Raw genomic sequence first — 18,893 nt, forward strand, 5'->3', positions numbered from 1 at the left:
GCCTGACGCTTGGTGCCGACGAACAGCACGCGGCCGCCCTTGGCGACGGTGTCGCGGATGACCTTCAGCGCCTGGTCCAGCATCGGGACGGTCTGGGTCAGGTCGATGATGTGAATGCCGTTGCGGTCGCCATAGATGTACTGCGACATCCGCGGGTTCCAGCGCTGCGTCTGGTGACCGTAGTGAACGCCAGCTTCAAGCAGCTGACGCATGGAGAAATCGGGAAGCGCCATGTCCATATCCTTTTCCGGTTTGCGCCTTGGCAGAGGATCTCAGGGTTGCCCCCAACCGGTGGACCTGACCGGGATGTCTCCCCGGAAGGCCCGCCTCTGCCTGTGAAGTGGCTCGCACATAGGAGCATTCGTCCCCCTTGGCAACCCCCCGGCACAAGCTGTTCCATATCGTGCAGCGTTTCGCTGACATCAGCCGCCATTGCCGAGGTCGTCTTCTGTCCCCGCTCGCAATCGGCACGCCGTGTCCAGCGAGTATAATTGGGCCGTCCCCGAATACCGTCCTGCGCGACAACAACCGCAAAGCCGAGAGCATCACTCGCGGTGCAGCGCCGCCGTCGATTCGCGCACCACGAGCGAATAGTTGATCTTTTGATGAAGAACCGGCGACTTCCCGGCCAGGATATCGACGAGACAGCGGCCTGCGCGCACCCAGATTTCGTTGGTCGGCATGTGGATCGTCGTCAGGCTGGGGATCAGATGGCGGCTCCATTCCAGATCGTCGAAGCCCGCGACGGACAGATCCTGTGGAACGCGGATGCCCATCCGGATTGCAGCCAAAACCACGCCATAGGCAATGACATCATTGCCGCAGATGATCGCCGTCGGCCGGTCGTCCGCCTGCAAAAGCGCGCGTGCCGCATCGGCGGCGTCGCCCAATTGATAATCCACCTCGATCCGCCAGCGCTCCGGCGGAACACAGTCATGTTCGCGCAGGACCTCCAGGATGCCACGCAAGCGCGCCTGCGCACGGTCATTGTTCCTCTGATGCGCGGCAACCACGGCGATCTTTCGATGCCCCAGACCTGCGATATAGGCCGCCAACTCGCGCCCTGCGGCAGCGTTATCGACGCCAACAGAAGGATATGGCTTGGTAGGCTCGTATACGCCGACATTGACGAAGGGGATTCGGTTGGTGCTGAGCATCTGCCTCAGATCGGGATGACGCTCGTCGCCGCGAAGGATCAGCGCGTCGATGCCACGCGCAATCAGGTTGCGGGCCTGTTGCAACTCGATATCGACGTCATACTCGTTGGTTGCCAGCAGCAGCAGATAGTCCTTCGTCGCGAGGTAACCCTGCAGCGCCTGCAATCCCTGCGCGAACATGGCGTTGTCGATTGTCGGCACGATTGCCCCGATCGTCCGTGTGCGCCGCGATGACAGGGCCCGTGCAGATGCATGAGGAATGTAACCGGTCTCTTTAATGATAGAGCTGATCTTCGTCCGCAATTCCGGGCCGACGGCTTCCGGCTTGTTCAGGAAGCGCGACACCGTTGCGGTCGAAACCCCCGCCTGACGGGCAATGTCGCGAATGCCTGTTGATCTTTTATTCGCTGACTTTCGCTGATTTCGGTCGTTATTCATCTTCACCTCGCCCCCTCCATCTAACCGGGAATGTCCCGCGCGAACAAGCGCGCGGCCATTCGGGCTGAAAGCAAGTCGTTGACACGGCTTCCTCCGGCATGATATGTAACCGGTTACACGCCCTGGGGAGAGGGTTGTGGGAGGGGGAAATGAACATGAAACCTATGAAGCTCGCATGTCTGACGACGGCCTTGGTGACAACGCTGGCGATGGGCGCTACCGCGCAGGAATTCGATTGGAAAGCCCATTCGGGCGAAACGGTGACGTTTCTGGCAAACAGCAACCCGCTGGGGCAATTGCTGATCGACCATGCCGGCGAATTCAAGGAACTGACCGGCATCGACCTTGTCGTCGATGGCTATCAGGAACAACAGATGCGTCAGCGCCTGATGACGGTGATGAATGCGCGCAGCGACGAGGTCGACGTGTTCATGACCCTGCCATCGCGCGAGGGGATGCAATTCGCGGCCGCCGGCTGGTATGCGGATATTGCGCCCTACCTCAAGGATAATGTTGCCGCGGATTACGATCCGGGCGGCCTCAGCCCCGCCTTGATGGAGGCTGCGACCTTCGACGGCAAGGTGACCGGCGTTCCGCTGAACATCGAAGGACCGCTGCTTTATTACCGGACCGATATCTTCGCGGAATGCGGGCTGGAAGCGCCTTCGTCGCTGGAAGGTCTGCCCGAAGTGGCGGCAAAGCTGAAGGACTGCACCGATGCTACGCCTTTCGCGTCGCGCGGGCTGGCGGCGGCGACGCCCTATACCTTCGCGGGCTTCCTGCATAACATGGGCGGCCAATATATCGTCGACGGCAAGTCTGCGATGTGCTCGGATGAAAGCAAGTCGGCGCTGACCCTCTATTCCGATCTGCTGAAGGAATACGGCCCGCCCGGTGTCATCAACTACAGCTTCCAGCAGTTGACCGCACTCTTTCGCGCCGGTCGGGCGGCAATGTCCTTCCAGTCCTCGAACGAATTCGGGCCGATCATGGATGGCGGCGACCGCATGAACGATACCGGCATCATCCCGCTGCCGCCGGGGCCGGGCGGGTCGCATCCGACCGTGATCGGCTGGTCGCTGGCGATCTCGGCACATTCCGGCAACCCGGATGCCGCCTGGTATTTCCTGCAATGGGCATCGAGCCCCGAGATGCAGGCCAAGTTCGCACTGGCAGGGATCGCACCGCCGCGTGCCGCAGTCGCGGAATCCGATGAATACAAGGCCTGGCTGAGCGAAAGCCCGGTGCGCCAGCAATGGCAGGAAGCACTGACCGTATTGGCCGATACCGGCACGTCCGAAATCGGCTATCCGATCATTTCCAACCCGGAATCGCGCCAGTATATCGGCCAGGCGGTGGGTGATCTGCTGCTTGGGACGGTAAGCGTCGACGAGGCCTGCGCCACCGCAGACGCCGCCCTGAACGAGCTGATCGCCCGCGACTGATCGCGGCCCAAGACGCTTTGTGGACCGGCTGCGCTTGCCGCCGGTCCGGCCTGACGGTCCCTGATCGCGAGAACGCCCGTGTCATCTGCTTCCTTCAGCTTGCCGCAACCTTTCCATGCCGTCGTCATCGGCGGAACCGGTGGGATCGGCGCGGCCATTGTCGAGGAATTTCTCAATCTGGGTGCAAGCGTCACGGCGACCGGCGCGACCGATGCCGAAATCCACAACTGTCGCCAGGATCCGCGTTCGGAACTGACGCTTGAGCGGCTCGATGTGACCGACGATGGCATGGTTCGCGATTTCGCAGCCGGGGTGACTCATGTCGATGCATTGGTCAACGCCGCCGGCATCCTGCGCCGGGACGCCGAATACGAGATCGAGGTGTTCCAGCAGGTTCTCGATATCAACCTGACCGGCACCATGCGCTGCTGCCTGGCCTTTCGCGACCGGCTTGCCGCAAGCCGGGGGAGCATCGTCAATATCGCGTCGATGAACGCTTTCGCCGCCCTACCCCGGCTGCCGGCCTATTGCGCGTCGAAAGGCGGGGTGGTGATGCTGACACGGTCGCTGGCCCATGCCTGGGCGGATGACGGTATCCGCGTCAACGCGGTCGCCCCCGGCTACATCGAGACACCGCTGAATGCCGAAGGGCGCAAGGATCGCGCACATTACGAACGCATCGCCAGCCGCACCGCCTTGGGCCGCTGGGGCCAGCCCGAAGAGGTTTCGGCCACCGTTGCCTATCTGTGTATGCCTGCCGCCCGCTACATCACCGGAAGCGTGGCCACGGTCGATGGCGGCTTCCTGGCCGGCTGAGAAAGGGGAAGGTCATGAGGGTCAATGACGAACATCGCGGTCAGATGGCGGCAATGTCGATGCCGGCGCTGATCTTTACCGTGGGGATGATCGCCTTTCCCTTCATCTATACGATCTGGATGAGCTTTCAGCTTTACTCCTCGACCGGGCAGATCACCGGTTCCGGCATCGGCAACTATCAGCGGATGGTTGGCGATGACGAATTCTGGAACGGCATCTGGATCACCTTCTATCTGTATTTCCTGTCGCTGGCACTGCAACTCGTGCTTGGGACGGGGCTTGCCATGCTGCTGTTCCGCGCCAAACGGCTGCCGGGGATCGTGAGGTCGCTGTTCATCTCGCCCTTCATGATGCCGCCGGTGGTGGCGGGGATGATGTGGCTGGTGATCCTCGATCCATCGCTGGGGGCCGCGAACTGGATTCTGACATCGCTGGGGCTGCCGGCCTCTGCCTGGCTGGCCTCGCCGGTCTGGGTGGTGCCGACGCTGGCAATGATCGATACATGGCAATGGACGCCCTATGTGGCGCTGATCGTGCTGGGCGGGCTGCAATCGTTGCCCCCCTCCGTCTATGAGGCGGCCGAGATCGACGGCGCCTCTCGACGGGCGGTGTTCTGGCGTATCACCCTGCCCCTGCTGCTGCCAACGCTGGTCACGGCGATGGTGCTGCGCTCGGTCGATCTGCTGCGCTTCTTCGACCTGATCTACATCACCACGCAGGGCGGGCCGTCGAACCACTCGATGACGCTGAACATCTACGGGTTCCGCACCGGGTTCGAGTTCTTCCGTCTGGGCTATGCCAGCGCGCTGATGGTGACGCTGTCGGTGATCGTCCTGGGCGCGGTGATCGCCCTCAATCGGCTGCGCGCCGCGGTGGAGTGGTAAGATGTCGATGAAACCATCCGATTCCCGCCTGCTCGACTGGGTTAATGTGGTGCTGCTGGTGCTGGCGGGCGTGCTGGTCATGACGCCGACCGCTTGGATGATCCTGTCATCCTTCAAGCCGTCCTTCGAAGTCACCGCCTATCCGCCGACGCTGATCTTCGATCCCACGGTCGAGAATTACGTCACCCTGACCGAACAGACGCCCTTCCTGCGCTATACGATGAACTCGATCATCGTCACCACGGGCTCGACCCTGCTGGGGCTGCTGCTTGGCACGCCCGCGGCCTTTGTCGCCTCCTGGACGCGGATTACCTGGCCCGCCGTGGTTGCCCTGATGGCACGGATGGCGCCGGGGACGCTGTTCCTGCTGCCCTGGTATGTGATGTTCCGTCAGGTTGACATGATCGGCAGCTATTGGGCGCTGATCCTGACCCATGCCGTCATCACCCTGCCAATCGTGACCTGGGTTCTGCTGCCCTATTTCGACAATATCCCGCGCTCGATCTTCGAGGCGGCGCAGGTCGATGGTTGCTCGCCCTTCCGCATCTTCCGGCGCATCGCGCTGCCGCTGGTGTCGGCCGGACTGGCGGTGGCGGCGATCCTGGCCTTCGTATTCTCGTGGAACTTCTTCCTCTTCTCGCTGGTGCTGAGCAATTCGCAGTCGAAGACGCTGATCGCGGCATCCTTCAACTTCATCGGCGAGGGTTCGACCAATTGGGGCGGGCTGATGGCGGCAGCGACCATCATCGCGCTACCGCCCCTGATCCTGGCCGCAGTGGTGCAGCGCTGGCTGATTTCCGGCCTGACCCTCGGCGCCGTGAAAGGATGAGCATGTCGCAGAATATCGCCATGATGGAAGCCGCCGATTTTCGCGGTAACGACCGGATCGAAATCATCCGCCTGGAGCGCCCTGACCCGGCACAGGGAGAGGTCCTGTTGCGTGTCGCATCCACCGCTTTATGCGGGTCGGACTTCAAGCTGTGGCATGGCGGGGCCGAGCATGTCGCCGGCCATGAAATCGCCGGCCATGTTCAGGCGCCCGGCCACCCGCTGGATGGGCAACTATGTGCGGTCTATATCCCGCTTCATTGTGGAACCTGCCCCGCTTGCGAGGCCGGCGACACGCAAAGCTGCCTGACGGTATCGTCGCTGATCGGCTGGAACCGCGATGGCGGTTATGCCGAATATCTGTGTGTGCCCGAAAACTGCCTGTTGCCAGTGCCGGACGATATAGATGCCCGGCTTGCGCCGCTGCTGCTGGACACGATAGGCACCTCGGCCCATGCCCTGCGCGAGGCGGCACGGCACTTGCGGGCGCAAGCGCCCTCGGTTCTTGTGACGGGGGCGGGACCGGTCGGGCTGGGCGTGGTCCTGGCGGCACAGGCATTGGGCTATGTGCATATAGACGTAGCCGAACCCAACCCGGCGCGGGCGGCAATCGCTGCCGATTTCGGCGCCAGTATCGTGCCCGTAGGCAGCCATGACAAACGCTATGACCTGATCGTCGAATGTTCCGGCAACCATGCCGCGCGCGATCTTGCCATCCATCTGGTCCTGCCGAAGGGCGTGATCGTGCTGGTCGGCGAAAACGCCGCGCCCTGGACCATCACCGAGGATAAGGTTTTCCGTCGCAAGGATTTCGCGCTGCTGCGCACCTTCTATTTTCCGAAAGGCGATTTCGCCGCGAATGTCGAATTGCTGCGTGCCAATCGTGATCGCTATGCCCGGTTGGTAGACGATGCCTTCCCCTTGGCCGATCTGCCCCGGAAATTCGCCGATTTCGCCGCCGGAAAATCCATAAAACCCGTCCTGTCCTTCGAAGGAGACCGCTGATGGCCTCGATCACCATGCGCAACCTGGTCAAGAAATACGGCGCCGTCACGGTCATCCCCGATCTCAATCTGGAAATCGCGGATGAGGAATTCATCGTTCTGGTCGGTCCCTCGGGCTGCGGAAAATCGACGCTTCTGCGCGTGCTGGCCGGGCTTGAGGCCATCGACGGCGGCGATCTGATGATCGGAGAGACACGGGTGAACGATGTCCCGGCCGCACGGCGCGACATCGCCATGGTGTTTCAGGACTACGCGCTTTATCCGCATATGACCGTGCGCCAGAACATGACCTTCGCGCTAGAGATGCGCGGCATGACCGCCGCCGAGATCCAGCCAAAGGTAGAGGAAGCGGCGCGGCTTCTCGATATCCTCCCCTATCTCGACCGTCGTCCCAAGGCCCTGTCGGGCGGTCAGCGCCAGCGAGTCGCCATGGGCCGCGCCATCGTGCGTGATCCGCAGGTCTTCCTGTTCGACGAACCCTTGTCGAATCTCGATGCGAAGCTGCGCGGCCAGGTCCGGGCCGAGATCAAGACGCTGTCCAAGAAGCTGAAGACGACCATGGTCTTCGTCACCCATGATCAGGTCGAGGCGATGACAATGGCCGACCGGATCGTGGTGATGAAATCGGGCATCATCCAGCAGGTCGGCAGCCCCGAGGAGGTCTACGAGAACCCGCGCAACCTCTTCGTGGCCAGCTTCATCGGTGCACCTTCGATGAATTTCCTGCCGGCGCGGATCGAGGGCGACGAGATCGTTCTGGCCGACGACAGCCGTTTGCCGACCGCGCTGATGGCCGAGGCGGCCTCTGGCACGGGCGAAGTCATTCTCGGTATCCGGCCAGAGCATTTCGAACTTGTCGCCGAAGGCCAGGGCCTCGCCGCAGATATCGACCTTGTCGAACCGCTCGGCTCGGACACGCTCGTCCATGCCCGCGCTGCCGGACAGGAAATCATCGCCCGGGTCTCGCCCGACCTGCGTCCCCGGGCAGGCCAGCGGCTATGGCTGTCGCCGGTCGCTGGCAAGGCACATCTTTTCGATCCCGTGACCGAGGAACGGATCAATTCTCAACTTAGGCAAAACGCATGACCCTGACCCTCAACGATCCCAGCCTGTTTCGCGCCGATGCCTTTGTGGGCGGCAACTGGGTTCCCGCAACCGACGGCGCTGGGATATCCGTGACCGATCCCGCCACCGGCGCGGTAATCGCCACGGTGCCCTCTCTCGACACTGCCGCCATCGAACAGGCCATTGCAGCAGCCGAGGCCGCACGCACCGATTGGGCCGCCCGCCCCGCCAAGGAGCGCGGCGCTTTCCTGCGCAAATGGTATGATCTGATCCTCGCCAATGCCGAGGATCTCGCACTGATCCTGACGCTGGAACAGGGCAAGCCGCTGGCCGAGGCCAAAGGCGAAATCGTGGCCAATGCCGCCTATCTGGAATGGTTCGCCGAAGAGGCCAAGCGGGTTTACGGCGAAGTGATACCAGCGCCTTCAGCCGACCGGCGGGTCTTTGTGATAAAGCAACCCATCGGCGTCTGCGCGGCAATCACGCCGTGGAACTTCCCCAATGGCATGATCACCCGCAAGGCCGGCCCTGCACTTGCAGCAGGCTGCCCGATCATTGTGAAGCCGGCGTCGCAAACCCCGCTTTCGGCGCTGGCACTGGCGGTGCTGGCCGAGCGCGCGGGCATCCCGCCGGGCGTCTTCCAGGTCGTTACCGGCAAGGCCAGCATGATCGGCACCATCTTCTGCAAAAGCCCGACGATCGCCAAGATCAGCTTCACCGGCTCGACCGAGGTGGGTCGCTGGCTGATCCGCGAAAGCGCCGACGACATCAAGCGCCTCTCGTTGGAACTGGGCGGCAACGCGCCCTTCATCGTCTTCGAAGATGCCGATTTGGACGCCGCCGTCTCTGGCGCCATGATCGCCAAGTTCCGCAATTCCGGCCAGACCTGCGTCTGCGCGAACCGGATCTATGTCCAGAAGGGCGTGGCAGACGAATTCGCCCGACGCCTCGCCCTCGCGGCCAGCAAGCTCTCGGTCGGAAACGGCGCGGAGGCCGGGGTCGAACAAGGCCCGCTGATCGACGCGGCTGCCATCGAGAAGGTCGAAGCCCATCTGCGCGACGCGCTGGATCGCGGCGCACGCCTGATTGCCGGCGGCGAGCGCCACGCGCTTGGGGGCACCTGGTTCCAACCGACCGTGATCGCGGATGTCAGCCCCGAGGCCCTTGTCGCGCGCGAGGAGACCTTTGCGCCTCTGGCCCCGATCATCCCTTTCGCCACCGAGGACGAGGCCATTGCCATGGCCAATGCCAGCGAATTCGGGTTGGCCGCCTATTTCTACAGCCGCGATCTGGCCCGCGTCTTCCGCGTGGCCGAGCGATTGGAAAGCGGCATGGTCGGCATCAATACCGGCCTGATCGCCAATGAAGCCGCGCCTTTCGGCGGGGTCAAGCAATCCGGCCTCGGCCGCGAGGGCAGCCGCCACGGCATCGACGAGTATGTAGAGATGAAATATCTCTGCATCGCCGGGCTATGACGGCATTGCCGCCGGGATGGACCCGGAAAGATCCAACCGTAATATGCCTCGGCTTGACCGCGATGGACCATATCTGGTCGGTCGAGCAGCTGCCGGACAGTGCCGGCAAATCCCGGGCAGCGGGTTTTGCCTCGGGCGGGGGTGGCATGGCCGCAACCGCCGCTGTGGCCATCGCCCGACTGGGCGGACGGGCGCGGTTCTGGGGTCGGGCCGGGCAGGACGCGGCTGGCCTCGCCATGCAGCGCGAACTGGCGGATGAAGGCGTCGATATAGCCGGGTTTCGACTGTTCGAAGGCGCGCGCTCCTCGGTCTCTGGCGTGCTGGTCGATCCGGCGGGCGAAAGAACCATCGTCAATTTCCGTGGCGCGAACCTGCCCGTCGATGCGGGCTGGCTTCCCCTGGAACAGATCGAACAGGCTGGCGCCGTGCTGGCCGACCCTCGTTGGGTTGAAGGTGCGGCAGCTTTGTTCTCGGCGGCGCGCCGGGCGCGCGTGCCCACAGTGCTTGACGCCGATGTCGCAGAGCGCGATATCTTCGAAGCGCTTCTGCCGTTGACCGATCACGCGATTTTCTCGGAACAGGCGCTGACGGCATTTGCCGGCAAGGACGGACTGGCCCGCGTTGCCGAATTCGGCTGCACCATCGCCGCCGTTACGCGCGGTAGCGATGGCATCGACTGGATCGAATCCGGCGCCTTGCACCACCTGCCGGCCTTTTCTGTCACAGTCATCGACACCAATGGCGCCGGTGACGTCTTTCACGGCGCCTGGGCCATGGCCATCGCCGCCGGTGCCGACAGCGCCGCCGCCGCAGGCTTCGCCTCTGCCGCCGCCGCACTGAAATGCGCGCATGGCAATGGCCGCGCCGGCATTCCCGATTTCGCACAGACACTGGACCTATGGAGACCCAAGACATGACTAGCATCGGAAAACAGCGCGGCCTCGCCCGTCTCGCCGATCGGGACGGATACTTCACCATGGTGGCGCTGGATCAGCGCCCACCGCTGACGCAGGCGATTGGCAAAGCGCGCGGGGTTGCACCGGAAGACGTAGCGTTCAGTGACATGCTGGCGGCCAAGCGCTTGCTGGTGGAGGCGCTGTCGAACGAGGCCTCCTCGATGCTGCTCGACCCGAATTTCGCCGTGCCCGCCGCCATCGACATCCTGCCTGCCCGCACCGGCATGATCGTGACGCTGGAAGAGCACCGCTTTGCCGATACCCCAGGCGGCCGCAAGTCACGCTCCATCGACAATTGGAGCGTCGAAAAGATCCGCCGCATGGGCGGCGATGCGGTGAAGGTGCTGGCTTGGTATCGGCCAGACGCAACCGAGGACGTGCTTCAGCATCAGAAGGACTATGTGCGCACCATCGGCGAGGACTGCCGCCGCCACGACATCCCCTATGTTCTGGAGCTTCTGGTTTATCCGTTCCCGGATAGCGCTCAGCACACAACGGATTACGTCGAAAGTGCGGACAAGCGCGCCGACCTGGTGATCGAGAGCGTGCGCGAATTCGCCAAGCCCGAATATGGCGTCGACCTGTTCAAGCTGGAAACCCCGCTGCCGGCGGCATCGCTGCCGCCCGTCGATGGCAGCGCCGAATCCCGTGCCGCCGCCGCGCAGTTCGAAACCGTCGGGAAGATCTGCGCAGATGCCGGTATCCCATGGGTGCTGCTGTCTGGCGGCGCGGCCCCCGAGCAGTTCGAGCGGGTTTTGTCCTACTCCTACGCCGCTGGCGCGCAGGGCTTTCTGGCCGGGCGGACGATCTGGCTCGATGCGATTCAGAACCATTTCCCCGACCGCCAGGCCGTCTTCGATGCCCTGAATGACAGCGGCATGGACATCCTGAAAAGCTTGCGTCGCCTGACCAAGGCAGAGGCGCGCCCGTGGGAACCGCAGATCGACTTCAGCCACATCGGGCGCGAAGGCGCGTTCAGCTGTGCCTATGCCTGACGCCGGTCAGGCGTTCCGCATCGCTCGGCCCAAGCCGGAGCGATGCGGTTGCCGATTACCGGGCCGGTCATCTCTCCGTTCGGATATGCGGAACTGACTGGCGGCTCGCGGCAGGCGTGCCAGCCTGTTCTCATCTATATGTTCGGAAAGAAACCGACCAATCGAACCGACCGATATGGTGGGCGGTGAGGGGCTCGAACCCCCGACATCTTCGGTGTAAACGAAGCGCTCTACCAACTGAGCTAACCGCCCGCGCATATATGCGCACCGCGCCGGATTAGACCGGCGCGGGCGCGGGATCAAGCGGCATTCGGCGTCACTTGCGACCGGGCGTGCCGTCGAACTTCTTTTCCAGGCTTTCCCAGCAGTCGATATAATCGTCCTGCAAGGGGGCCTCTTTCCCGGCGAATTCGGTCAATTGCTGTGGGAAGCGGGTCTCGAACATGAAGGACATGGTGTTGTCCAGCTTCTCGGGTTTCAGCGCCGCATTGCTGGCGCCTTCGAAGGCCTGCTTATCAGGTCCATGCGGTATCATCATGTTATGCAAGGACATTCCGCCCGGAACGAAGCCCTGCGGCTTGGCGTCATACTGGCCGTAGATATTGCCCATCAGCTCGGACATGATGTTCTTGTGATACCAGGGCGGGCGGAAGGTATCTTCCATCACCATCCAGCGTTCGCGGAACAGCACGAAGTCGATATTCGCCGTCCCCGGCACGCCCGAGGGCGCCGTCAGCACCGTGAAGATGGACGGGTCCGGGTGGTCGAACAGGATCGCGCCGACCGGACAATATGTTTTAAGATCATATTTGTAGGGCGCATAATTCCCGTGCCACGCGACCACGTCCAGCGGGCTTTGCGCGATCTTCGTCTCGTGGAACTGCCCGCACCATTTGACGGTCAGGGTCGAGGGCACCTCGCGATCCTCGAAGGCCGCCACCGGGGCCTTGAAATCGCGCGGATTGGCCATGCAATTGGCCCCGATCGGGCCGCGACCGGGCAGTTCGAACTTCTGGCCGTAATTCTCGCAGACGAAGCCGCGGGCCGGGCCTTCCAGCACCACGACCCGGTAGACGAGGCCGCGCGGCAGGATGGCGATCTCCTGCGGGGCCAGGTCGATGATGCCCAGCTCGGTCGCGAAGCGCAGCCGGCCTTCCTGAGGAACCACCAGCAACTCGCTGTCGGCGCTGAAGAAATATTCGTCCTTCATCGACTCGGTAACCAGATAGATATGCGCCGCCATGCCGACCTGGGTGTTCACGTCGCCCGCCGTGGTCATGGTCCGCATCCCGGTGATCCAGTTCAGCGGAACATCGCTGTGCGGCACCGGATCCCAGCGATACTGGCCGAGGCTGGTCACATCGGGCAGCACGTTCGGCGCCGACTTCCAGTAAGGCACGTCGATCTTCGCATAGCGGCTGGAATGCTTGACCGAGGGCCGGATGCGATAGCACCAGGTCCGCTCGGGCGGGTTGGCGGTGAAGGCAGTGCCGGACAGCTGCTCGCCGTAAAGCCCGTAATTGCACTTCTGCGGGCTGTTCATGCCCTGCGGCAGCGCATCCGCCAATGCCTCGGTTTCAAAATCGTTGCCGAAGCCGGGCATATAACCCTCATGCGCGGCGGTTCCCTTCATCGTCGCGGCGCGGATCATCCCCTGCGGCAGCGCATCAATGGTCATGTCCTATCCTCCTGCTATCCGAATGGGTCGCAAAATAAGTTGCAACTGCAACTAAGTCAAGCTTTGCAGAACGACAAAAGGGGCCGGCATCGGCGGATGCTGGCCCCTTTCGGCAAGGTGTTGAGGTCGTTCAGAAATTGTCGCCGTCGCCGCCGTCATTATCGGCGATACCGTCGCCGTCATTTGGCAACTGCCCGACAGATCGGATATCGGCCGGCCGATGCGAACCGGCAGCCTCGGGGGGCTCGGCCTCCCCGTGCTTCGGCGCGCTATGGGCGGCTGTTCGGGCGGCTGGCCGGGCAAAGAGCGTCTCGGGATTGCGCAGCCAGAGATCGCGCTGCGCGAAGGGAATCTCGATCCCCTCGGCCGAGAAACGCTGCGCGATCTGGTGGCGCATCTCCGAGGCGACGCCGACGCCGCCGGCAATATCGGCAAGGACGCAGCGGACCTCGAAATCCAGGCTGTCGGCCCCGAAATTCATCAGCAGCACGGCGGGCGGCGGGTCGATCAGCACGGTGGGCTGATCCTCGGCGATCTCGCGCAGGATACGCTCGACCTTGCGGGTGTCGCTGCCGTAAGCCACGCCGACCTTGACGATGATGCGGCCGCGCGAATTGCCCCGCGTCCAGTTGGTCACCGTCTGGCTGACAAGATCGCTGTTCGGAACGATCACATCGGTCTGGTCGAAGGTCCGTATCCGGGTCGAGCGGACCGAGATATCCTGCACGATCCCCTGCTGGCCCCCGGCCTCGACCCAGTCGCCGACGCTGATCGGACGCTCGATCAGCAGAATGATGCCCGAGACGAAGTTCTGCACGATGGTCTGCAGGCCGAAACCGATCCCGACCGAAAGCGCACCGGCAACGATGGCGAGGCTCGACAGGTCGATCCCGGCGGTGGTGATGGCAAAGACCGCAGCCAGGAAGACGCCGATATAGCCGAGGCCCGAGACCATGGCATTCTGCGCCCCGGAATCCAGCCTTGTGCGCGGCAGGACCGAGACGCGCATCGCCCTCTGGATCCAGCGGGTGGCGGTATAGCCCAGCATGAAGACGATCAGGAAGGTCAGGATCCCGCCGGGCGAGATATTCACCCCGCCCACAGACATCCCGGCCAGGAAACGGTGCCGCCATTCGATCAGCTGTGCCGGTGTGGTGCCCCAGATCAACGCGAAAAGCGGCAACGAGACCAGCACCATGAGAAAGCCCAGGGCCAGCGCTGCCAGCGATTCCCGCGCGCCATCGCGCCCGCGCCGCAGCAGCGAATAGACATCGGCAACGAAATCCTGCAGCACGATCAGAAGCCCGATCAGCGCCGCGCTTTCGACAAGCGCCCAGAAAACCGCATTGGCGAAATTGATATAGCCCAGTGCCGCCATCAGCAGCGAAACCACAATGGCTATCCGCAATATCTTGCCGAGGATGGTCAGCACCCGGGCGCGGTAAGGCGGGGTCTCAGTGCCGCTGAAGCGCTTCATCCGGCGCAGGATATTCGACATCTGGAACAGGAAGAAACCGCCAATGACGAGCAGCACGAAATGCACCACCCCGGCGCCTGCCAAACTGAACTCATAGGGGATTTGCGGTGGCGCATTGCTGTCGCGGACATATCCGGCCAGCGGCAACATCGCGAAGGACAGCACGATATGCCAGGCCAGGGCGACGGAAAGTCCGGTCCCGTAGATACGGGCATAGGCCCGCGCATGGGCCGGCACGGTCAGCGTCGCATAGGCGACGGGCTGGGCGGAAAACAGCACCCGGACCAGCCAGCGCCCGCTCCAGAACGACAGCGCGCCAAGCGGCACCGCGATCATCAGCGGCCGTGTCCAGGGCCCGAAAAGCCCGGCCTTGTCCAGCCCCGTGACAAGAAGATAGACCCCCACCATCGGGATCAGGATTTGCCCGAGCGAGGTCAGGAAGGCGATGATCGCCTTGGCATCGCCCGTCGAACGCGACCCGACATGCGAGGGCAACTGGTCGACAAGACGCCGCCCATAGGTCAGCAGCCCGATCGCCCCCAGCAGATAGGCCAGCACTTCCAGAAGGTTCTCGCGCAGGGTGTCATACGACGCCTCTTTGCGAAGTTCATCGCCCATGCCCTTGAACACGGCCTGAATATCCTTCGCCGCTGCGACCCAGCTGCTCGGCAGCAAGGGTGAGGGCGTCATCCGCGCGATTTCCTGCGCCTCACGGTCGCGCTGGATCTCATCGACGCGGGTGATGATCGAATTGGCCCGGCTCAGCGCCTCGGCGGCGGTAATGCCGGGTGCCTGCAGATCGGCAAGCTGCTTGTTCAGCGCCACACGCCTGCCGGCAATATCCTCGGCTTCGGTATCGCCCTCCGCCGGGGCGGGGCCCAGCGCGGTGATCTGATCCTTGACCGTCTGGATGGCCGGGGCATTTGCGCCCTGAGCATCGCGGAACTCGCTGCGCCATTGATCCGCATTCTGTCGAACCGAGTTGAGCTGTTCGAGCGACGAGTCCCGATTGCCAAGCGCCGCTTCCGCCTGGGTCGCAAACGTATCCCAGGTGGCATAGTCGATCTGCGGCGCATCCTGCGCCCCCACCTGCGAGACAAGCAGCATCAGCGCCAGAAGACCGGCGCCAATAATGTTATAAATCAGCTTCATGCTTCGAAGACTTCGGGCAGATCGGCAGGTGCCCGATCCAGCCATTTCGGCACCGGCAGCCCCTTCTCGCGCAGGAATTCCGGGTTGTAGAGCTTGGTCTGATAACGGTTGCCGGAATCGCACAGGATGGTGACGATGCGCTTGCCCGGACCCAGATCGCGCGCCAGCCGGATCGCACCGGCGACGTTGATGCCCGAGGAACCGCCCAGCACCAGCCCTTCATCCTCGGCCAGGCTGAACAGCACCTCCAGCGCCTCGCTGTCGGGGATGCGATAGCTGAAATCGGGGGTGAAGCCTTCCAGATTGGCGGTGATCCGGCCCTGACCGATGCCCTCGGTGATGGAATTGCCGGGGCTGTCGAATTCGCCGGTCGTATAGAACGAATGCAGCGCCGCGCCCTCGGGATCGGCAAGACCGATCTTCACGCCCATGGGCTGCAGCGCCATGGCGACGCCGGCCAGCGTCCCGCCCGAGCCGACCGCGCAGATGAAGCCGTCGACCCTGCCCCCGGTCTGGTCCCAGATCTCGGGGCCGGTGGTTTCCAGATGCGCCTGCCGGTTGGCGACATTGTCGAACTGGTTGGCCCAGATGGCCCCGTTCGGCTCGGTCTTGGCCAGTGCCTCGGCCAGCCGTTGCGAATAGCGGACATAATTGTTCGGGTTCCTGTAAGGCGCGGCCGGCACCTGCACCAGTTCGGCCCCGGCCAGGCGGATCATGTCCTTCTTTTCCTGGCTTTGCGTTTCCGGGATGACGATGACCGACCGGAACCCCATCGAGGCACCGACGAGCGCCAGCCCGATGCCGGTATTGCCGGCGGTGCCCTCGACAATGGTGCCGCCGGGTTTCAGCAGGCCCCGCTCCACCGCATCCTTGATGATGTAAAGCGCGGCGCGATCCTTGACCGACTGGCCGGGATTCATGAATTCGGCCTTGCCCAGAATTTCGCAACCGGTGGCCTCCGAAGGGCCACGCAGTCGAATCAACGGGGTATTGCCTATCGTCGAGGCAAGATCGGGGCGGATGTCCATGTCGAGACCTTTCCTGTCACGTCTAACCCCGATCAATACCAGTGCAGGGCTTGGCGGCAAGTCTTGGCGCATGGAAATCGTGCCCGGAACCGGCGTTACGGGTCACGTTCCCGCCAGATCGGCCCGGATTCGCGGTGCCATCCGGTCCAGCATCAGCGCCATGCCGATCAGCGGGCCGCATTGCAGCTGCCCGGTCTCGGCCAGTTCCAGCAGTTCCGTCCGGCTGATGATATGGGTGGCGATATCCTCGCCCTCCGAGGCCAGCCCGAAGCCCTGCCCCGACTGCCGCCCCGACAGATCGACGGCGGCGATGAAGGGATAGAAGAACTCGCTGTTGGCGCCCGGCGTCGGGTAATGCGGCGGCAGCGGGTATAGCCCGCCGACCGTCAGCCCGGCCTCCTCCACCGCCTCGCGGCGGGCAGCCTCGGCCGGGCTTTCGCCCGCATCGACGCGCCCGGCGATGGGCTCCAGCATCCAGCATTGCGCCTGGCCGCGCGCCATCGGCCCGACCCGGAACTGGCTGATCAGCAGCACCGTATCGGCAACCGGATCATAGGGCAGAAGCAGCGCTGCATCGGCAGAGATGAAGACCTCGCGCTCCAGCACCGGCGACCAGCCCCCGTCGTGGCGGCGATGGCTGAGCGCGATCTCCTCGACCGAGAAGAAGCGCCCGTAAGCTTCGCGCCGGGACTGGATATCGACCCGCGCCGGATCGGGCGCGGGCAGATGCGCCACCGGATCGGGTTCTGCGGCCACGCGCAGGCGGACCGCCGCGATCTCGGCGATGCGGCGCAGCCGGGCATGCGCGCTCGCATCGTCGCGCAGGGTGTCGCGCGACAGCAGCATGGCGGCGGCCCGCGCCAGAAGCGGGCCCTGTTCGGCGCGCCAATCGGCACCGCCGCCCGCGCCCAGGCCCCAGACCGTCTGGCCGTCGGCCATGACCGGCGCCAGCCCGGCAATCTTCAGATAGCGGCGCAGATCCTCGCTGGCCGGCACCCGCATCGCCGCGATCTCGCCCCGGCCCGCCTGCCAGGCCGGCCAAGCGCCGCCGATACCGGCATCCGCGCCGCCCGTCAGCCGCCCGGACAGGGTTTCGGCCCGCCCGTCCAGCCCCAGCAGATCCAGAAATTCGGGCGCCGCCAGCGGTCCGGCCAGCAGTAGTTCGGCCCCGTTGTCAGTCGTGTTCACAATGGGGTTCCTTTCATGCGCCGCGCGGCCGCCCGGCCGGTCTCGGCCGCGAGTTTTTCCAGCACGTCATCCTCGGCCCGCTCGATCAGCCCGTGCAATGCCTGCATTTCGGCACTGGCGCGTATCGCGGCGGCGCGATTGACCGCCGCCGCGCCAAGGGGGGCATAGGCCGCATACCAGTTGAGCCGGATCCGCAAAGCCGCCTCCTGCTGCAATTCCGGCACCTGCAACGACAGATCGGCAGCGGTATCCTCCGGGCTGGTCGGAAATTCGAAACCACCCGCCTCGGCAAACGCCCCCGCGAAAGCCATCTGCCGGTTCATCGCCCGCGCCATGGCCGGCGTGACCGGGTCCTGCATCGCGATCATGTGGTCGATCGCCGCCAGCACCGGCGCTTCCCGCGCGGCATCCGAACGCATCCGCTGCACCAGAAGGTCAAGCTCGACGCGCTGCGCCAACTCGATCCGCGCGGCCAGGATCAGCCCCTGCCCGTCCGGCCCGGCATCGACACCCGTGGCCCCGAGCGCCGCCAGCAGGCGCGGATCGGCCGCCCGCACCGGATCCAGCCTGACCGAGATCGCCGCCAGAAGCAGTGCCGAGACCCGCGCCGGATCGTGGATCCGCGCCACCTCCTGGCGCCAGCTTTCGCCCTCCTGCCCGCCCAGATAGACCTGCGCCATGCGATCGGCAAAAAGCCGCGATTCGGCCCCGATCGCCGCCGCCCGACTTTCGCCGAGCCCCGCCTGAAAGACCTGTTCGGCCAGCGGCGCGATGCTCAAGGGTTCGGTCGGCACCAATGGCCGCGCGCCCTCATCGGCCCGCGCGACCATGCCGAACGCCATTGCCAGAGCAATGCCGATGACAGGCGCAGAGATGCCGAAATGGCGCATGGTCATTTCCCCGAGAACAACGGGCGCATTTCGCCGAAAACCCCCTTGCGCTTCAACCCCCCGCCGGTTAAATGCGCCTCCACCACACCAGAAAGCGCGGAGAGGTGCCGGAGTGGTCGAACGGGGCGGTCTCGAAAACCGTTGAGCCTGCAAGGGTTCCGTGGGTTCGAATCCCACCCTCTCCGCCACGCATTCTTCTGAAGAATGCTCTGCTTTGCTTTCATCTTCTCATGTCTTTGATCTTTAGCGCTGTTCCTGGGGATTGGCGGTTCTGTGGATCTGTATTTGCAGCGATATCTGGCGCGCTTTCCGGCGTTTTGGGGCACCGGTCTCTGCGGTCATGCCGGGCGGATACGTTTGGGCTCCGGGCGGGTTTTGGGGCACGCCCGCGCGGCAGGTCTGGGTTTTGCGCGAGCC

General features: G+C 64.0%; 16 protein-coding genes and 2 tRNA genes. 10 read left to right on the forward strand and 8 right to left on the reverse strand.

The window, feature by feature from the left end:
• Nucleotides 1-239 (reverse strand): 30S ribosomal protein S2 (rpsB, locus tag Q0330_RS11580; protein WP_299479092.1); only part of this gene is annotated, 239 nt, incomplete at its 3' end.
• 306 nt (nucleotides 240-545) lie between these two features.
• Complete coding sequence (locus Q0330_RS11585; protein ID WP_299479194.1) at nucleotides 546-1,595, reverse strand: LacI family DNA-binding transcriptional regulator; 1,050 nt, start codon at nucleotides 1,593-1,595, stop codon at nucleotides 546-548.
• 155 nt (nucleotides 1,596-1,750) lie between these two features.
• Between Q0330_RS11585 and Q0330_RS11590 the strand changes: the two genes are divergently transcribed.
• The 9 genes from Q0330_RS11590 (at nucleotide 1,751) to Q0330_RS11630 (ending at nucleotide 11,063) form a co-directional block, all read left to right on the forward strand.
• The gene (locus Q0330_RS11590; RefSeq protein WP_299479095.1) at nucleotides 1,751-3,040 is read left to right on the forward strand and encodes a sugar ABC transporter substrate-binding protein; all 1,290 of its coding nucleotides are present in this window, start codon (nucleotides 1,751-1,753) and stop codon (nucleotides 3,038-3,040) included.
• A 78-nt stretch (nucleotides 3,041-3,118) separates the two neighbouring features.
• A complete protein-coding gene (locus Q0330_RS11595) occupies nucleotides 3,119-3,856 on the forward strand; it encodes an SDR family oxidoreductase (protein WP_299479098.1) in 738 nt (245 codons plus the stop codon).
• A 14-nt stretch (nucleotides 3,857-3,870) separates the two neighbouring features.
• Nucleotides 3,871-4,740, forward strand: coding sequence for a sugar ABC transporter permease (locus Q0330_RS11600; protein WP_299479101.1), 870 nt, complete (start codon nucleotides 3,871-3,873; stop codon nucleotides 4,738-4,740).
• Between the two features lies 1 nt (nucleotide 4,741).
• Nucleotides 4,742-5,569 (forward strand): carbohydrate ABC transporter permease, encoded by an 828-nt coding sequence (locus Q0330_RS11605; protein ID WP_299479104.1) that lies wholly within the window; start codon nucleotides 4,742-4,744, stop codon nucleotides 5,567-5,569.
• 2 nt (nucleotides 5,570-5,571) lie between these two features.
• Nucleotides 5,572-6,573: an alcohol dehydrogenase catalytic domain-containing protein gene (locus tag Q0330_RS11610; protein WP_299479107.1), complete on the forward strand. Its 1,002-nt coding sequence runs from the start codon at nucleotides 5,572-5,574 to the stop codon at nucleotides 6,571-6,573.
• On the forward strand, nucleotides 6,573-7,658 hold the full coding sequence (ugpC, locus tag Q0330_RS11615; RefSeq protein ID WP_299479110.1) for a sn-glycerol-3-phosphate ABC transporter ATP-binding protein UgpC: 1,086 nt from the start codon (nucleotides 6,573-6,575) through the stop codon (nucleotides 7,656-7,658). Before Q0330_RS11610 ends, ugpC begins: the two co-directional genes overlap by 1 nt.
• Nucleotides 7,655-9,112: an NAD-dependent succinate-semialdehyde dehydrogenase gene (locus Q0330_RS11620; RefSeq protein WP_299479113.1), complete on the forward strand. Its 1,458-nt coding sequence runs from the start codon at nucleotides 7,655-7,657 to the stop codon at nucleotides 9,110-9,112. Before ugpC ends, Q0330_RS11620 begins: the two co-directional genes overlap by 4 nt.
• On the forward strand, nucleotides 9,109-10,029 hold the full coding sequence (locus Q0330_RS11625; RefSeq protein WP_299479117.1) for a PfkB family carbohydrate kinase: 921 nt from the start codon (nucleotides 9,109-9,111) through the stop codon (nucleotides 10,027-10,029). Before Q0330_RS11620 ends, Q0330_RS11625 begins: the two co-directional genes overlap by 4 nt.
• Nucleotides 10,026-11,063 (forward strand): tagatose 1,6-diphosphate aldolase, encoded by a 1,038-nt coding sequence (locus Q0330_RS11630; protein ID WP_299479120.1) that lies wholly within the window; start codon nucleotides 10,026-10,028, stop codon nucleotides 11,061-11,063. Before Q0330_RS11625 ends, Q0330_RS11630 begins: the two co-directional genes overlap by 4 nt.
• A 176-nt stretch (nucleotides 11,064-11,239) precedes the next feature.
• Here the strand turns inward: Q0330_RS11630 and Q0330_RS11635 are convergent.
• The 6 genes from Q0330_RS11635 to Q0330_RS11660 all read right to left on the reverse strand — a co-directional run bounded on the left by Q0330_RS11635 (nucleotide 11,240) and on the right by Q0330_RS11660 (nucleotide 18,482).
• Nucleotides 11,240-11,315, reverse strand: a tRNA-Val gene (locus tag Q0330_RS11635).
• Between the two features lie 64 nt (nucleotides 11,316-11,379).
• The gene (gene hmgA / locus Q0330_RS11640; protein WP_299479123.1) at nucleotides 11,380-12,741 is read right to left on the reverse strand and encodes a homogentisate 1,2-dioxygenase; all 1,362 of its coding nucleotides are present in this window, start codon (nucleotides 12,739-12,741) and stop codon (nucleotides 11,380-11,382) included.
• Between the two features lie 130 nt (nucleotides 12,742-12,871).
• Complete coding sequence (locus Q0330_RS11645; RefSeq protein WP_299479126.1) at nucleotides 12,872-15,370, reverse strand: DUF3772 domain-containing protein; 2,499 nt, start codon at nucleotides 15,368-15,370, stop codon at nucleotides 12,872-12,874.
• Nucleotides 15,367-16,398: a cysteine synthase A gene (locus tag Q0330_RS11650; RefSeq protein WP_299479129.1), complete on the reverse strand. Its 1,032-nt coding sequence runs from the start codon at nucleotides 16,396-16,398 to the stop codon at nucleotides 15,367-15,369. Before Q0330_RS11650 ends, Q0330_RS11645 begins: the two co-directional genes overlap by 4 nt.
• 102 nt (nucleotides 16,399-16,500) lie before the next feature.
• Nucleotides 16,501-17,586 (reverse strand): NUDIX domain-containing protein, encoded by a 1,086-nt coding sequence (locus Q0330_RS11655; RefSeq protein ID WP_299479132.1) that lies wholly within the window; start codon nucleotides 17,584-17,586, stop codon nucleotides 16,501-16,503.
• The gene (locus tag Q0330_RS11660) at nucleotides 17,583-18,482 is read right to left on the reverse strand and encodes a hypothetical protein (protein WP_299479135.1); all 900 of its coding nucleotides are present in this window, start codon (nucleotides 18,480-18,482) and stop codon (nucleotides 17,583-17,585) included. Before Q0330_RS11660 ends, Q0330_RS11655 begins: the two co-directional genes overlap by 4 nt.
• Before the next feature lie 92 nt (nucleotides 18,483-18,574).
• On the opposite strand from Q0330_RS11660, the gene Q0330_RS11665 reads away from it, so the two are divergent.
• Nucleotides 18,575-18,664, forward strand: a tRNA-Ser gene (locus tag Q0330_RS11665).
• Nucleotides 18,665-18,893: the final 229 nt, after the last annotated feature.

It is taken from the genome of uncultured Paracoccus sp. (assembly GCF_937873615.1).
Taxonomy (GTDB): Bacteria; Pseudomonadota; Alphaproteobacteria; order Rhodobacterales; family Rhodobacteraceae; genus Paracoccus.

Excerpts from the sequence above, each read along its gene's own strand:
- Q0330_RS11585 (WP_299479194.1), bottom strand. The coding sequence starts at position 1,595 with ATGAATAACGACCGAAATCAGCGAAAGTCAGCGAATAAAAGATCAACA.
- Q0330_RS11590 (WP_299479095.1), top strand. The coding sequence starts at position 1,751 with ATGAAACCTATGAAGCTCGCATGTCTGACGACGGCCTTGGTGACAACG.
- Q0330_RS11600 (WP_299479101.1), top strand. The coding sequence starts at position 3,871 with ATGAGGGTCAATGACGAACATCGCGGTCAGATGGCGGCAATGTCGATG.
- Q0330_RS11605 (WP_299479104.1), top strand. The coding sequence starts at position 4,742 with ATGTCGATGAAACCATCCGATTCCCGCCTGCTCGACTGGGTTAATGTG.
- Q0330_RS11610 (WP_299479107.1), top strand. The coding sequence starts at position 5,572 with ATGTCGCAGAATATCGCCATGATGGAAGCCGCCGATTTTCGCGGTAAC.
- ugpC (WP_299479110.1), top strand. The coding sequence starts at position 6,573 with ATGGCCTCGATCACCATGCGCAACCTGGTCAAGAAATACGGCGCCGTC.
- Q0330_RS11620 (WP_299479113.1), top strand. The coding sequence starts at position 7,655 with ATGACCCTGACCCTCAACGATCCCAGCCTGTTTCGCGCCGATGCCTTT.
- Q0330_RS11625 (WP_299479117.1), top strand. The coding sequence starts at position 9,109 with ATGACGGCATTGCCGCCGGGATGGACCCGGAAAGATCCAACCGTAATA.
- Q0330_RS11630 (WP_299479120.1), top strand. The coding sequence starts at position 10,026 with ATGACTAGCATCGGAAAACAGCGCGGCCTCGCCCGTCTCGCCGATCGG.
- hmgA (WP_299479123.1), bottom strand. The coding sequence starts at position 12,741 with ATGACCATTGATGCGCTGCCGCAGGGGATGATCCGCGCCGCGACGATG.
- Q0330_RS11645 (WP_299479126.1), bottom strand. The coding sequence starts at position 15,370 with ATGAAGCTGATTTATAACATTATTGGCGCCGGTCTTCTGGCGCTGATG.
- Q0330_RS11650 (WP_299479129.1), bottom strand. The coding sequence starts at position 16,398 with ATGGACATCCGCCCCGATCTTGCCTCGACGATAGGCAATACCCCGTTG.
- Q0330_RS11660 (WP_299479135.1), bottom strand. The coding sequence starts at position 18,482 with ATGACCATGCGCCATTTCGGCATCTCTGCGCCTGTCATCGGCATTGCT.